This is a genomic window from Thalassotalea coralli (genome assembly GCF_055786205.1).
Genome location: NZ_JBVVBK010000009.1, coordinates 96,507 through 112,709, shown reverse-complemented (window position 1 = coordinate 112,709; position 16,203 = coordinate 96,507). Strand labels below are relative to the sequence as shown.

Here is a 16,203-nt window from a genome sequence, read left to right as displayed (position 1 = left end):
ACGCGTAAAGTCGTACTAGGGAAATCAAATGATTAAAACATACAACAAGGTGATTTTAGCTAGCGCTATTTCATTATCTTTAATGGCATGTGGTGGTGGCGGTTCGTCATCAAGCTCTGATGACAATACTCCAGAGCCAACACCTCAACCAACACCAATCACATATTCTCTTTCATTAGCGTCAGCTGAAAATCAAAATGTTGCTGGTGATGAGCAGTCAACAATTACCCTTGATTTAGATGAAAGTACTAACAGTACAGAAAGTATTAATTATACTTTTGCTACTGAACCTGTGCGTTCTTATATATCTGCAGCTGTAGTTGAACAACAGCTTACTATTACCATTGATGAGCTAGAAAATGACGAACAAACAAGGCTAACCGTAACTGGTGAAGTTGAAGGGCAAGAGGCAACTGTTGAACTTGTTTTAACATTAACAAATAGTTCTGCTGAAGCTGTTATCGATGAAGCTACTATCTGGCAGGAACAAAGCAAGGTTTTTAAATTTGACGACTTAGAAAATGTCGCACCTAAATATATTCAAGCAGCTTATTATGCTGGCGCTATAAGCTTGAACAAAAAACAAACACTCGCTGAAGAGTTTCAGGCAACGCTTCAAACAGCGAGAGACAGTGCTAATGCCATTGGTGAAAACCAGTTGCTATCAACTGCGCTCACTCAATATCAATCTTCAACAATGACAGAAAGTGAGTTAATTCAAGCGTTAGCTCAACAAAAGACAGTCGCGCAAGCGCAATCAGATAATATTCTTTCGGCACTAAATTTAATTGCAGCGCTAAACGCTGATGCACCTTCTTTGCCAATCTCAACATATCAGTATATTCCTGAATACGACGCTTTTTCAGCCATCATTGGCAACGATGATCTAGGTCAATTTAGCGATGGAAAGTGGTCTTTTACCGGCAATTATCAATTTTTAAACCAATTAGTAGGTGTGCTAGGTACGCCATCTACTTGCGACGCAGAGTAAAAGGGAAGCATTATGAAAAAAGCATTATTAACTAGTTTAATTCTTGCGTTAGCGCCCGTTGTTTGTGCTGAACAAGCTGACACTTTATCAGGAGTTAATAAAGAGCAATGGCTAAAGATACCAAAACATTCGTTTACACCATTAATTAACCGTTCAAAGTTAGATAAAGAAAGTGAAGCTGATAGCGTTAAAAGTAATGATAGTGGATTAACGCAATCAGTATCAGAGCCAAATGATGAAGATTACTTACAGATGTATTACTGGCATTCGCAAGATCCAAGCCAATGGCCGAGTAATGTTCCTTACCAAACGAATCTTGGCTCGAGTGAAATAAATGCTGCGGTAAATACGTCAAATCAAAACAAAAAACTGCGCATCGCAGTTATTGACGGCGGCTTTAATGAACATGAGGACATTCAATGGAAAGCAGACGAAGGTCATAACTTTTTCCAAGCATTCGGCCAGGTTATTAACCCTGAGTGGCGTTCGTTAGACGATCCAAATGAGTGTGAAACCGGGCATGGTAATGCTGTTGGTGGCGTTATAGGTGCGACTGCAAACAATGGTATTGGTATTGCTGGCGTGCTAGATGCAGAGTTAATTCCAGTCCGTGCTTTTGAGTGCAATATGGCTCGTAACATCGATGTTGCTGATGCTATTCGCTACGCTGCAGGCGGCGTAGTAAAGGATGCTCCTGTTATTGCCAAAGTCGATATTATTAATATATCCAGTGAAGTTATGAATGGCGAGTGTAGCGAGTATGTGCAAGATGCCATCAATTTCGCCGTTGACGCTGGCGTGCAGATATATGCCTCAGCAGGAAATCATAATATTGAAGTCGCTTCTAAATGTGACGGCGTGGTGTTAGTGGGTGGAACGAACCAACAACGCACTAAATGGGTTGATTCAAATTTCGGTGCAGCTGTTGACTTCATGACCGCTGGTTACGATGTCATGTCATATAGTTTCCAAGGAACCACGGGGTGGTGGGAAGGTACGTCTTTTGCGACACCGCTTGCCGTTTCAATTCATGGCTTAGCTTTACAACATGATTTAACGATAAGTCATGATGAAATTATAGGCTTGATGAAATCAACCGCTCAGCCAATGAACACTAATATTGAGCTAGCTGACGAAGACTGCTCTGGTGATCGCTGTGGTGCAGGTTTAGTTAATGCTAAGCGCATGATGAACTATTTAACTGCAACCTCTGGTGAGTCGCCTTACAAATTAAGACACGCTTTATCTTCTTTAAACGAGTGTGATCAAACTCTTTACCTTTCAGACTTGGGTAACTCTGCACGTATCTGCGAACTATATGAACTGGTTCTCGGTGAGTCGGGCGATTCACTGGAAAACGACATTCAACTAGTACGCGTCGCTAAAGGTGAGCTGCTGTTAGAAGAAAACGCTGAACTTGTGCTTAGCTCAAACCAGTCAATTGTCTTACTCGACAATATCAACACCGAAGAATACGACTATGGTGTGAAGCTTTGTAGTACAGAGTCTTGCAGCGATGACCTTATTTATCCTGTTGATGTTTCAAATGCAGAAAAGCCAAGCATATGTCCGTAAAGCTAATCGGCTCACTAACTAATTTACATTCCATCGAAGAAATCAGAAAAAGGAAAACGAAATGAATTTACTAAGAAAAACCTTGCTTGTTGCCCCGGTATTTCTACTAACCGCATGTGGCACACCAACGGTTGAAGAACTTGTAAAAGATCCTGAATTATTGGCTGAAGTTCTGGAAGAGTGCCAAGAAGAAATGATGCAAGACGAGCTTTCAGAAAAGTGTAAAAACGCACAAAAAGCAATGAGCAAAGCGGGCTCTAACCTGCTGAAAAACATGTTGGGCGGTTAATCAAGGAGTATGTCTATGTTAAAGCTTAAATTACCACTTATGATCTCTGCAGTATTGTTGACTCAAGGCTGTCAATCAACAATGGATTCAGTGAGCGCCAGCGTTTCTGATACGGTTGGCTCCATTAAAGAGTCTTGGCAAGAAGCACAAAAACGCAATGCAGAAAGCCGCGCTAAATGGTGGTACAACGACAAGCCTTTGATGGCTCCAAAGCATAAAGATGGCAGTGAGTTTAATGTTGGCGGTAAAAGGGACACGATTGGCGGTTTTCGTCAGTTCAATTGGAGTCAACCGTTAAGCGAAGATATGACGCTAATTAAGCGAGATGGCTTAATTACTATTTACAAATACAAGGGTGATTTGGACAAGCGAATTGGTGGCGCAAAACTGTCGGACATTCAGTTTGGTTACTTTGATAATCGTTTATATTCAGTCACATTAAAAACCAACAATGGTGCTGACGGACAAGCATTATTGACAGCGCTGGATCTTACATTTGGTCGAGGGATGGCGCCTAACTCACCGAGCGAAAAACCTTGGCAGGCACAATACGGATTAAACACCAGCCCGTTATTTGTTCATTCCAATGTATTTCACTACAACAAACACTATGGCTGGGCTGAATATGACTGCTTTAGTGATGACAAGCCTTGTGAAGCCACACTCTACTCAAAACTAGAAGAGTATAAGCGTCAAGAGGCATTTATTCAGCAAGCAAATGAATCCGCAAGTGACTTTTAAAGTGCTACAGCGAAACCTAAACACAGCGAAAATTTAACATTTATAGAGAAGTATGAATATGTATAAAAAAACAACTTTGTCAGCGCTAGGCCTTCTAACATTAGCTGCTTGTGGTGGCGGTAGCGGTGGCTCTTCGAGCTCAGACGATATTGTTAAAGAGCCAACCCCTGTACCAACGCCTGAAGCGATTTCCGTCAAAGTAATTGATGGTTATTTAAGTAATGCTGAAGTTTGCGTGATCCCAACCGGTGAAAGTGGCTGTCAGGCTGTTGGTGTAACTGATGAACAAGGGCAAATTACTTTACCCGATAGTTTCTCAGCAGGTACCGTACAAGCAACGATTACTGCAGGACAAACTAAAGATCAAGACAGTGTTGGTTTTGTTGGTAATAGCTATCAATTAGTCGCTGAAATTAACAGTGACAGTGAGAAGGTAGTAACGCCGTTTACGACCCTAGATTATTTAGACTCGAGTAAAACGATGGCAGACATCGCTGCTGAGTTAGCTTTAGATGAAGCAACATTAAAAGGCGACTATGTGAGCGATGAAAGTAATGACGCTGCTCATGCTCACGCGATAGCTCGCAGTTTAACTAGAGTGTTATCGGCTTCTTTAGACGACAATGAATCCGACTCTTTATCGTCCTATGCAGTACAAGTTTCTGATTATATTAACGCTGAATTAATTAATTCAGGTACCGATCTAGATACCGTGAATATTGTTATCAATGGCGGTCAAGTGTCACATGTCAAAGCGATTACGTCTTTAGAAGATTATTTAGACGGCGATCTACATATGTTTAGTACTAACTTTGATGCTTATGCTAGAGAAGGAATTCAAACGGTTACTTTTGACCAAGGGCAAGTTTCTATGAACGGTGGTACACCAATTTCATATACCATTGACGGCGACACGGTGAACTTTGGTGGTGAAGGCGATGTATTTTTATATGTGTCTGCTGACTTAGCACTGCAGGTACCAATTGCTGATGAAGACCTAATCGTTACATCACCTCACAGTATTCAACATGCTCTGGATTGGTCTACGTCAGACTTTAGTGGCAATACATTTTACTTTTTGAATGATGATAGTTTCTGTGACGCAGATTACTGTTCGCCAAGCGAGCTTGAGCCAGATCCTATATTAAATGAAATCACTTTTAGTGCAACAGAAGCAACTGTGGTAGAAAATGGCGAATCTATGTCGTTCCCTTGGCGTATAGAAAATGGCAACTTAATTTTAGAATTAACTGCGGTAGGTAACAAAAGAGATATTGTTTTTTCACCGAGTGTTACTGATGGCAACATAACCATCGCTAACGATATTGGCTATGGCCGTGCTCCATCGTTAATCTTTAAAGACAAAGCGCTAGCGGAATCTATCCACTATAGTTGGTTAAAAATCTAGTCAGCCAACATTTTTCGAAAATGAATAAAAAGGGATAGCGTATTAGCTGTCCCTTTGTTGGGTTTAGTTTGAAATGATAAGTTTTCAAACTTTTTCATCAATGCTGTGATTTAAAGAATGCTGATAAAACCGTTTTTATCACTCAGGTTAAATTGCTTAGCCTGTGACGCAAGCGTTCACATTATTTAGTTACATAGAGACAGGATAAATATAATAGCCAGCTCTAGGTGCAAACATTTACTTTTCGATAGTCTCTCTTGAAAAACCAATTCCTGTCCCAATATCTAGTTTAACAACGGAATTTATTTAGCATTATGTGGCGTAGTTTAACGGTAGCTCTGTTTTTAATCGTATTAGCAAATTCAGCTAATGCGCTGCCGATCTCTAAATCTGGTTATGAAATTACCTCGCATGTGGTAAAAGTGTCGAAAGTTGGCACAACGAATGTTTCTGTTGATGAAGAGCAACCGGAAGATGTGTTTAATCTGCCGCGTTCGTTAAGGGCGAGTGCTTCTGTTTTTAACTGTGAAGTGCAAACGTCTCCAAATTATGTTCTCGAAATTGAGTTTTTCGAGATCAAGCTGTCGGCAGGGCAGTTCAAACATCTTGCCAACCCACCATTGGTTGTTCATTGGTATGAGCAATTAAGTCATAACTCTCATTCATCTCGTATTTCCGGCTGGAAAGACGGGAACTTACAATACAAATCTCGAATTACCTACGCTAGCTAGTTTCATCTTTCTCTTGCGTTTGGTTTTGTCTGCTAGATGTTTTTAGGTCTAACAGGTTAAAACTCGCGCTAAATATTTACGTTTATTTTTTGCTAATGCTCACACTCGTTATGGGTTTGATAACAGTCCCAAACTGGTGGCATTAGTGGCTTGCCGCAGGGTTTTATATAAAACGGCGGTGGGCATTATTTTCGAGATTTTAAGATGAATCCAACTAAAACAATGCCAATTACGCATAATCGTTATGCGAAATGGAAGTATATCGTTATCGCCATCACGTTAGTGTGTTTGGTGCTAAGTGCGTTACCTAATATTTTTCCTGACAAGGTTAATATTCAACTGTCTGCCAACTCACAAGGTGCTCAAGCGAGTACCGATAGCAGTGATCAATTTACCCCTCATTCGATAAAAAGCTTACTCGAAGCGCAAGGCGTTAACGTTGAGCAGATCCACACCCTTAATGGTGAAGGCTCAATAGTACTGTCAGATAAAACACAGGAATACCTCGCTAAAAGTGTATTAAATGAGTCGCTTGGCTCAAATTATTCGGTGGAGAGTGAAATAGTCAGCGGCGCGCCTGCTTGGCTTAATTCTCTAGGCGTAAAGCCAATTAAACTTGGTTTAGATTTAAGCGGCGGTGTGCTGTTTGTACTTGAAGTTGATACAGAACAAGCACTTGAAGACAGATTAAAAAGCATAGGCTTAGAGGTTAAATCTCTTGCGATGGAACAACGTGTGCGCGGCGTTCGTGTGTCGCATCCTAATGCTAATACTTTAGAAGTTAACTTTGCTAAAGCAAACGATAATGCAAATGCAGCGTTAATTAATAAAGTGCTAAAAACCTATCCTGAGCTTGCCAAGCAGCAAACGGGCGAGCAGCAATATGCGTTAACTTATACTCAGCAAGAGCAGCAGGCATTTCGTCAGGAAACGATGGCGCAAACGTTAAAAACCATGCGTGGCCGTATTGAAGAGTTAGGTATTACGGAGGCGGTTACGATAAAACAAGGTAAAAACCGTATTCGTATTGAATTACCGGGCGTACATAATCCTGAAGAAGCAAAGCGCATTATTGGTGCCACAGCATCGTTAGATTTTTACCAGTTAGCGGATTATTCAAAAGCTGCTGGCGTAAAGCGTATGACAGATGAGAACGGTCGTCAGTATCGTCTGAACAGTAAAGTTATCTTTTCTGGTAGTAATATCAAAAATGCTAAAGCGGGTACAGACGAGATGGGTTTGCCTCTTGTCAGCCTAGTATTAGACAGTGTTGGCGGTAAAAAGATGTCTAACTTTTCTAAAAAGAATGTCGGTAACCCTATCGTTACTGTGTTTTCTGAGTACTATCGCGATAGTAAAAACGAGATGGTAAAGAAAAGTAAAATTATCTCTGTTGCCACCATTCAGCAGCATTTAGGTTCGCAATTTAGTATCACCAATATGTCTAGTCCGCAGGCGGCTCAAGATTTGTCTTTGTTACTAAGAGCTGGTTCGTTAAGTGCACCTGTCACTATCGTTAAACAGCGCAGTATAGAAGCAACATTAGGTGCAGATAATATTAAACATGGCGTTAAAGCTTTAACGATAGGCGTATCTTTTACCCTGTTGTTTATGGCGTTTTGGTATCGCTCATTAGGGCTTATTGCAAACTTAGCTTTGGCCTTTAACTTGGTCAGCTTAATTGGCTTAATGTCGCTATTACCCGGTATAGTGTTAACCTTACCTGGTATTGCAGGGTTAGTACTTACTGTCGGTATGGCGGTTGATACTAATGTACTTATATTTGAACGGATCAAGGAGGAGTTAAGGCGCGGACGCAAAACCTTGATGGCCATAGAGCTTGGGTACAAAGGCGCATTTACCACCATTTTTGATTCAAATATTACGACGCTTATCACCGGCATTATTCTTTACTCTATCGGCTACGGCCCAGTAAAAGGTTTCGCTATTATTTTATGTCTTGGCATTGTCACTAGCATGTTTACGGGCGTATTTGTCTCTAAAGCACTCACCAGTCTCGCCATTCGAGAAAATAAACCTCAACTGTTAGGTGTAAAAGAAGGAGTAAAAGCATGAGCACACAATTACCTTTAGAGAATCATTCAGATGCGCCTTCTAACAACCAAACAAGCGCTCAGCCGTTAACTAAGTTTCGTGTAGCAAGCTTTTACTTTGCCGCAGTATTTGTAGTGATCGCTTTATTCGGCTTGTTCACTCGAGGCTTAAATTTGGGGCTAGATTTTACCGGTGGCTACTTAACAGAATTTACCACCAGTGAATCTGTTGCCAAACCTGAGATGGAAAGTGCCTTAATGGCTTACCTTCCTGATACGTTTAAAGTTGATTCTGCAGAAAATGGTAGCCATTGGACGGTTCGTCAGCCTGATACCGAAACAAGTTTCAAAGGTAAAGCGTGGCTAGCAGATTTTGCCGAGCAAAGTGGTTATAACATTAAACCGCTAGACGCTATATACATTGGTAGCCAAGTAGGAGATGAGCTTATCAATCAAGGCGGTTTAGCTATGCTTACTGCGCTGTTAGCTATTATGGTTTATTTGTCGTTTCGTTTTGAATGGCGCTTGGCGATGGGGGCGGTAGTTGCGCTGTTTCATGATGTGATTGTTGTACTAGGTGTATTTTCTTGGTTAGGTTTGTCTTTTGATTTAACCACGCTGGCGAGTTTATTAGCTATTATTGGCTATTCACTGAATGATTCGATAATTGTTGGTGATAAGGTTCGTGAGCTTATGAAAATGACCAGCAACAAGACCATTGAACAGGTAATAAATCTCGCGATTAAATCTACCTTAGTGCGCACGATGATAACCTCCGGTACGACACTCGCGACAATTTTAGCGGTATGGTTTTTCGCTGGTGAATCGCTAGCGGGTTTTTCTGTCGCGCTGTTTACCGGTATTTTGGTGGGTACGTTTTCTTCCATCGCTATATCTGCAACCGTGCCACAGTTAATGGGGTTAACGGCTGATTATTATCAACGACAAGAAGAGGTGGTTTGCGACTTACCTTAAACGGCTTCATGCTAATTTAGAATAAGTTTTTAATAGGCTAGGGCATTAGTTCTAGGGCATTAGCTCTTGGCTAATATCCTAGCCTTTTCTGATATTCTATTTTTGTATACAATTCTTGGCATTATCGACTCATTTAACAAAACTTACTCCTTTATGAACAAGTCATTTTTAATTACCGGTGCAGGAAGTGGCATAGGTGCGGCAATCGCGCGTGAGCTAGCTTCACAAGATGTGACGCTTTTTTTGCATACTCGAAACAATAAAAAAGGGCTTGAGCTGTTAAAAAGTGAATGTGAGCAAAAGGGGGCAAATGTTCATTTGATATTGGCTGATCTAACCAAAGCCCAAGATGTTGAAGCGGTAATCGATACTGTAAAAGCCAAAACAAATGAGTTAACCGGACTTGTCTGCAACGCTGGATTTCCTGATTGGCGTAATTTTGAAGAGCAAACGGCAGAGAATTTTAATCAGTCTTTAATGAGTATAGTTAACGCGAACTTTTTATTACTCGCTGAGTTAACGCCCTTACTTAAACAAGCCCAAAACGCTAGTGTTATCACAGTGAGTTCATTTCTTGCGCATAAGTATTTGCTAGGAGAAATGGTTATGCCTGCTTCTAGTGCTGCTAAAGCTGCCCTTGAGGCTATGACTAAATCCTATGCAGCGCAATACGCAAACCAAGGGATATCCGCTAATAGTATTTGTCCTGGTTATATTAAGAAAAACTCGCCAGATCATACGCCACCAAGCGAAGATACATTAAAGCGCATCATCGACAGAATTCCTATGGCACGTCTAGGTATGCCGCTTGAAGTAGCTAAGTTAGCTTCGTTTTTAATGAGTAATGATGCACGTTACATTACAGGGCAATGTATTCACGTCGATGGTGGATTACTATTGAAGTAAGGCTTGAAGTAAAGCGTTATGGCTAATCCCTTATGCTTTTCAGGCTTATAAAAAGTGGCCAGTTACGCGTATCTATAAGCAAAAACTATATACATGCTTAACAGAAGTCAAAGAGGAAATTATCAATTTATAGCTAATTGGAATAACTAATTCTTTGCAAGCATTAAAAGCTCTACAGTACTTTTCCTATTTTTAAGGTATCCATTTCACCTTGGCTAGTAAATAGACAAGGTAGATTAGACTACATTTTTCGTAGTTATAAGCACGGTGCTTTTTGGCTAAATGATATAATGAAATAGTATCTCAGATACTATATGAAGTATGTTTAAGTTGTGTTAATTATTTGTGAATCACAAGTGTTATTTAGGGGTTTGTACTTGTGAGCTAGGCCGAGGTAATCGGCAAAACAAAAACAAATAATGAGAAAAACATAATGAAAATTACAACCAAAATAGTAAGTAATGCTGTATTGACGGCAAGTGTTGTCGCCAGCAGCTTAGCTATTGCTCAGTCTCCTGAAGGTGTTGATATTAACGCGGAACAACGCTTTATTGTTAAATTTAAAGCATCTACAAAGGGCTTCAAACCTGGTAAAGATGGTATTACTAGCGTTGAATCTTTAGATAATGCCCTACAAGCAGTTACTAAGGGCATGGATGTTGAGGTTTTACAGAAAGTTCCTGAATTTGGTGTTGTCGCTTTGCGCTTAAACAAAAAACAACACCAGTTGATGAAACTGAATGCTAGTATTGAGTCTATAGAAATAGATCCAAAGCGTTATTTATACGCAGAATCAACGCCATATGGCATAACCATGGTTCAGGCAAATCAATTGTCTGATGCTGGCACCATTAATCAAAAAGTATGTGTTGTAGATACGGGTTATATGTTAAATCACCCGGATTTACCGAGTTCAGGTGTTACTGGCGATGATGGCTATGGTTCAGTTGATTCTGGCAATTGGTATAACGACGGTAATGGTCACGGTACACATGTAGCCGGCACTATCGCTGCAATTGGTGGTAACGGACAAGGGGTAGTGGGCGTTAACCCATCTGGTCGCTTAGGCTTGCACATAGTTAAAGTATTTAATGATGCTGGAAATTGGGCCTATGGATCTGACCTTATTCAGGCGATAAGCCAATGTCGAGCAGCTGGCTCTACTGTTATCAGTATGAGTTTAGGTGGAGGTGGCTCTTCGTCTGCAGAGCAAAGTGCGTTTGATCAAGCATATGCTGCTGGCGTATTAAATATTGCTGCTGCTGGTAACGATGGCAATAGCAGTATTTCTTACCCAGCGTCGTATAGTTCAGTTATGTCTGTTGCTGCGGTTGACTCTTCGGGAAATCGAGCAAGTTTCTCTCAATATAACAGCCAAGTAGAAATCGCGGCTCCTGGTGTCGGTGTTAACTCTACTTATAACAATGGTGGCTATAGTGCGTTAAGTGGTACATCAATGGCAACGCCTCATGTATCCGGTGTTGCGGCATTGATTTGGGGAAACAATCCGCAGTGTTCTGCCTCACAAATTCGTGAAGCGATGAATCAGTCAGCTCTGGATAAAGGCACTCCTGGGCGTGATAGCCAATATGGATATGGTATTGTTCAAGCGAAAGCAGCGAGTGACTATTTACAAAACTCTTGTGGCACACCTCCAGAAGATTTGCCACCTAACGCGAGTTTTTCTCACACCGCAAACAAACTAAGTGTGTCATTTAGTGATACCTCTACTGACGATAAAGGCGTGCAATCAAGAGCATGGTCTTTTGGCGATGGCACTAATTCATCGCAAACTAACCCCAATCATATTTATGCCGCTGCCGGTACATATCAAGTGACTCTTACGGTAACCGATACAATCGGTCAAACAGATTCTACATCAAAGTCTGTAACGGTAAGTGACGATATTATTATCGGTGATTGTGAAGTCGCATGGTCGGCGACTACGAGCTACCGTGCAGGTGATAAAGTCAATTATGATGGATATGATTATGAGTCAACATGGTGGTCAACTGGCGCTCGTCCTGATATTTACAGCAATGTTTGGAGACGTTTAGATCAATGTCAGGGATCTGGCAATGGTCAAAACTTACCGCCACAATCAGGTTTTAATTTTCAAGCGAATAAACTTCAAGTCGCTTTTAACAACAGCGCAACAGATGATAAGGGAGTAACTTCTTATCAGTGGAGTTTTGGTGATGGTAACGGCTCGTCTCAAACCAACCCTAACCACACATATGGTGCTGCTGGCACCTATACGGTTAGTTTAACTGTTTATGATGCGGAGGGCCTAAGTGATACCGCTAGTCAACAAGTGACGGTAGAAGATGATGTTCAAACGGGTTGTAATGGGGTAAATGCTTGGTCTGCGACACAGTCTTATAGTGTCGGTGATAAAGTAGCTTATAACGGAAAACTCTACGAAGCGACATGGTGGTCAACGGGCGCTAGTCCTGAGATATTTTCAAATGTTTGGCAATATCAAGGTCAATGTCAATAGAGCTTTGAAGTTGACATTTTGAAAATGAGTTAATCAATGAAAAGCTAGCAACAATGAGATTCTGTGCTAGCTTTTTTTCGATTAAGGGGGTTGATGGCTTATCTTTCCAAGTAAATTAAACAGAAGTCTGAAATGTAGGTTAATTACCCAAGTATTGAAAAATTAAAGAACATTAATTCTAGATAACGACTATGCTAAGAGTAAGATCAAGTAACATATTCTTATAAATGAAAAAAATATTGCTCCTTTTTCTTTTGCTACCTCTGTCAGTAGCGGCAGAAGAAAAGGTTGTTTTACAGCTAAAATGGTTTCACCAGTTTCAATTTGCAGGCTTTTACGCTGCAAAAGAGCAAGGCTTTTATCAAGACGCTGGCTTTGATGTTACGATAAGAGAAAGGGATATCAAATCGAGTGCTATTCAAGATGTGCTTGACGGCAAAGCTGACTTTGGTGTTGCAGATTCTTCTATTGTTGTTCAGCGTTTAAATAATCAGCCATTGGTTATTGCCTCTACAATTTTTCAAACCAGCCCTCTCATATTTATTTCCAAGAAAGATGCCAATATTACTAGCCCTTACGATTTGCAGGGTAAAAAGGTAATGTTTCAACGCAGTGTTGATGACGCATCGTTGCAGGCCTTGATGGAGTTGTTTGGTTTAAGTGTTAACGATTACAGCTTTATTCCTCATAATTTTGATGATTGGGCAATTTTGAATGAAGAAGTGGATGTAATGTCTGCTTATCGCTCAGATCAACCATTCAAATATGAAAAAAGAAACATTGAAATAAACATAATAGATCCAGCAAGTTATGGTATCGATTTTTATGGTGATTTGCTCTTTACCACGGAAAATAGAGCTAAAAATGATCCTGAAAGTGTCGCTCGATTTGTCGAAGCTACACATAAGGGGTGGCAATATGCGCTTAATAATCAAGAAGAAATCGTCAAGCTTATTTTAACTAAGTATGATCAAAGTGCCTCTAATGACGTTTTACTCCAAGAGGCGAGAGTTACCCAATCTTTAGTCAAAGCTGATTTGGCACCAATAGGCACGATAATTCCTGAAAGATTTAATCGTATTGCTCAAACCTATATTGATTTAAATTTGGCACCAGCTACGGGTAGCTTGGATGGTCTTTTTATCGAGGAATATATAGACCAGCCCTATATGATTGATAACAATGTACTTTATGGTTTGGTACTTCTTATCCTAGTTTCTTTAGGTTATATGGGGGTTCAGGCACGCTTTAATAGTCGATTAAAGAAAATAGTGGAGCAGCAAACTAGAGCACTAGAAGCGAAAAATCAAAAACTGATTGAGCACAACGAATTACTTTCTAAGCAAAAGCAAGAAGTTGAATCGGCCAAATTGGCCGCTGAGGAAGCCAATCACTCAAAAACGATGTTTTTAGCGAACATGAGCCATGAAATTAGAACGCCAATGAATGGTGTTTTAGGTACGTTACAGATACTTCAGCAAATGCCACAGAATGGTGAAGCTGGCGATTTACTTAATAAAGCCTTGTTCTCTTCAAAAACCCTATTAACTATTATCAACGATATTCTCGATTTTTCGAAAATTGAAGCCGGCAAACTTGAGATAGAAAGTAGACCCTTTAGTTTGGCTGATATTACTGATTCAATCATGCTATTACTTGAACCAGAGGCAAAGCACAAAGGTATATCTCTTAATCTTAAACGTGGTCATAGTTATCACAACGGCTGGCGAGGAGATGCAGTTCGCGTTAAACAAATTTTGCTTAACATCAGTTCAAATGCAGTCAAATTTACCGAGAGAGGTGAAGTAACAATCGAAGTAAATCAGCATAGTAGTGGTGCGTTGCAATTTATCGTGCGAGATACGGGAATCGGTATGTCTAAAGTGGCGATAGATAAACTGTTTAATCGTTTTGAACAGGCTGACAACTCGACCACCCGAAAATTTGGCGGTACTGGCCTTGGTATGGCGATCACTCAAAGCTTGATTGACATTATGAATGGCAAAATTTCGGTACGTAGTGAATTAGACAAGGGCACTCAAGTAACTGTTGAACTGCCACTGGAAAAAGTAGATGTTATAGAAACTACAAATAAGCCAGAGCAAATCAAAGCGCCTGATCTTACAGGGAAGGTCATTTTACTTGCGGAAGATAATCGCATTAATCAAACTATATTTTGCTCGATGATGAAACCAACCAATGCTGAAATAGTTGTAGCTGTTAATGGTCAAGAAGCGGTAAATAAAACAGGGAAACAACAGTTTGATCTCGTTTTTATGGATATACAAATGCCGATCATGGATGGAGTGCAAGCGTGCAAAATTATCAATGAGCTATATCCTGATATTCCTATTGTTGCTTTAACAGCAAACGTATTCGAAAAAGAGAAGAATTACTACCTTGAAAATGGTTTTCGGGAGCATCTTGGTAAACCTATTGATATTAATGAAATTTATCGCAGCTGTTGCGAGTTTATTCGATAGATTCATTCCACCTAACTTACTTAAGTGTTCGCGAACACATACCTAGGTGTTCGGTCACTCCTCTAATTTAATAAATGCTAATAAAAACAGTATATTAAATGTTGGTTGGTTTTTTGCTCTGTTCTCACATTAACTAAACCGGAGCCTTTGTCATGTATAAATTAAGCTGTCTCATCCTTACGGTATTATTGTTTTCATGTTCAGATAAGAATACGAGCCAACAAATTCAACTAAATGATCAAGAATATGTAGACTCGGCAGAGAGTCGCTTATCTTCCCTTTTCTCTAATATTGAAAATCAAGAGCTGTTTATGGGGAGCTTGAGCGCTGTAAATCAATCTGGAGTCTCTTTACATTACTTCCTTGGTTATGAAAATGTTGAAGAAGGTGAGCTTATTGATGCTGAGTCACTGTTTAGAATTGGTTCTATTTCCAAAAGCTATACGGCCACGTTAATTTTCAAAGCAATAGAGGAAAAAAAATTAACATTAGAGACACCACTTAGCCAGTTTGTCGATGACTATCCCAATGCTCAGCATATTACTATCCAGCACTTATTACAGCATCGAAGTGGTATACCAAGTTACACTAAGGACAAAGATTTTTTTGCCTACCACACGGAATTTACGTCAAAAGACACAATGTTGTTGAAGATTAAAAAGTACAATAGCGACTTTTCGCCAGACACCCAGGCACAGTACAGTAACTCTAACTATTTTCTACTAGGTTTAGTGTTAGAAATGGTTTTTGATATGCCCTATGGTGCTCTTCTTCAGCAATACATTAGCACGCCACTGTCGTTAGAAAATACATTTGACGCCAGTGATTTAAGTAGTAGGCAAGTTGAGGAAAAAGAAGCGTACTCCTATAGATTTAAAGAGAGGTGGCAGCGTCTTCCCGAAACTGATCTTTCAATTGGATTTGGTGCTGGTTCTATTATTTCAACTCCGCGTGAAGTTGCTAAGTTTTTAAACGCTTTATTTAGTGAAGAACTTGTTAACAAGGATAGCCTCAATAAAATGATGAAAATTCGAGATGGGTATGGACTCGGCCTTGCTCAATATACATTAGCAGGCAAAACCGCTTATGGTCATAGAGGGACTATTGACGGCTTTAAATCTGCCGGTGTCTACTTTCCTGAAGAACAAGTCGCGATTGTACTTAGCTCTAATGGGGCAAATGATAATTTCGCCAGCGTATTTGCTGCTATTAGTAAAGCCTACTTCAATCCTGAGGTTAAGTTACTTTCTGATGAAGAACTAGATAAATATCAAGGTACCTATACGGATGAAAAACGCCCTGAACAGTCTTCTCAATTCACAGCTGAAAACGGGAGTTTATACATTGTTTTTCCTGATGGCTTTAAAGATAAATTAGTATCTAAAGGTGCTGGAGTCTTCGTCTTGGAGCAACTTTATGCAGATCCAATGTTTTACCATTTTACCGATGACGGAAAAATGCTTTACTTAGAGCAAAGTGGCAAGAAGAGTGCGGTGCCTATGATAAAAACCGCTTCTAGACAATAGAACTTTAGTCGTTCAGTGACTTTC

12 protein-coding genes are annotated in these 16,203 nt (G+C 40.2%); all 12 read left to right on the top strand.

Features of this window, described 5'->3' with window-relative positions:
• Positions 1-28 precede the first annotated feature (28 nt).
• The 12 genes from ACOB80_RS19550 to ACOB80_RS19495 all read left to right on the top strand — a co-directional run bounded on the left by ACOB80_RS19550 (position 29) and on the right by ACOB80_RS19495 (position 16,179).
• Positions 29-991, top strand: coding sequence for a hypothetical protein (locus ACOB80_RS19550; RefSeq protein WP_473167558.1), 963 nt, complete (start codon positions 29-31; stop codon positions 989-991).
• Positions 992-1,003: 12 nt separating this feature from the next.
• Positions 1,004-2,566: a S8 family peptidase gene (locus ACOB80_RS19545; RefSeq protein ID WP_473167557.1), complete on the top strand. Its 1,563-nt coding sequence runs from the start codon at positions 1,004-1,006 to the stop codon at positions 2,564-2,566.
• A gap of 61 nt (positions 2,567-2,627) precedes the next feature.
• Positions 2,628-2,855: an EexN family lipoprotein gene (locus ACOB80_RS19540; protein ID WP_473167556.1), complete on the top strand. Its 228-nt coding sequence runs from the start codon at positions 2,628-2,630 to the stop codon at positions 2,853-2,855.
• A gap of 15 nt (positions 2,856-2,870) precedes the next feature.
• Complete coding sequence (locus ACOB80_RS19535; RefSeq protein ID WP_473167555.1) at positions 2,871-3,596, top strand: hypothetical protein; 726 nt, start codon at positions 2,871-2,873, stop codon at positions 3,594-3,596.
• 58 nt (positions 3,597-3,654) lie between these two features.
• Entirely contained in the window at positions 3,655-5,004 is a 1,350-nt protein-coding gene (locus tag ACOB80_RS19530; RefSeq protein WP_473167554.1) for a hypothetical protein, read from the top strand.
• A 314-nt stretch (positions 5,005-5,318) separates the two neighbouring features.
• Entirely contained in the window at positions 5,319-5,735 is a 417-nt protein-coding gene (locus tag ACOB80_RS19525; RefSeq protein ID WP_473167553.1) for a hypothetical protein, read from the top strand.
• A gap of 204 nt (positions 5,736-5,939) precedes the next feature.
• The gene (gene secD / locus ACOB80_RS19520) at positions 5,940-7,811 is read left to right on the top strand and encodes a protein translocase subunit SecD (RefSeq protein ID WP_473167552.1); all 1,872 of its coding nucleotides are present in this window, start codon (positions 5,940-5,942) and stop codon (positions 7,809-7,811) included.
• Positions 7,808-8,764 (top strand): protein translocase subunit SecF, encoded by a 957-nt coding sequence (gene secF / locus ACOB80_RS19515; RefSeq protein ID WP_473167551.1) that lies wholly within the window; start codon positions 7,808-7,810, stop codon positions 8,762-8,764. Before secD ends, secF begins: the two co-directional genes overlap by 4 nt.
• Positions 8,765-8,830: 66 nt before the next feature.
• The gene (locus ACOB80_RS19510) at positions 8,831-9,670 is read left to right on the top strand and encodes an SDR family NAD(P)-dependent oxidoreductase (protein ID WP_473167550.1); all 840 of its coding nucleotides are present in this window, start codon (positions 8,831-8,833) and stop codon (positions 9,668-9,670) included.
• 433 nt (positions 9,671-10,103) lie between these two features.
• Positions 10,104-12,170, top strand: coding sequence for a S8 family serine peptidase (locus tag ACOB80_RS19505; RefSeq protein ID WP_473167549.1), 2,067 nt, complete (start codon positions 10,104-10,106; stop codon positions 12,168-12,170).
• A 239-nt stretch (positions 12,171-12,409) separates the two neighbouring features.
• Positions 12,410-14,653, top strand: a complete 2,244-nt coding sequence (locus ACOB80_RS19500; protein ID WP_473167548.1) for an ABC transporter substrate-binding protein — start codon at positions 12,410-12,412, stop codon at positions 14,651-14,653.
• 152 nt (positions 14,654-14,805) lie between these two features.
• Positions 14,806-16,179 carry a serine hydrolase domain-containing protein gene (locus tag ACOB80_RS19495; protein ID WP_473167547.1) on the top strand — a complete coding sequence of 458 codons (1,374 nt, stop codon included), beginning with the start codon at positions 14,806-14,808 and terminating at the stop codon, positions 16,177-16,179.
• Positions 16,180-16,203 lie beyond the last annotated feature (24 nt).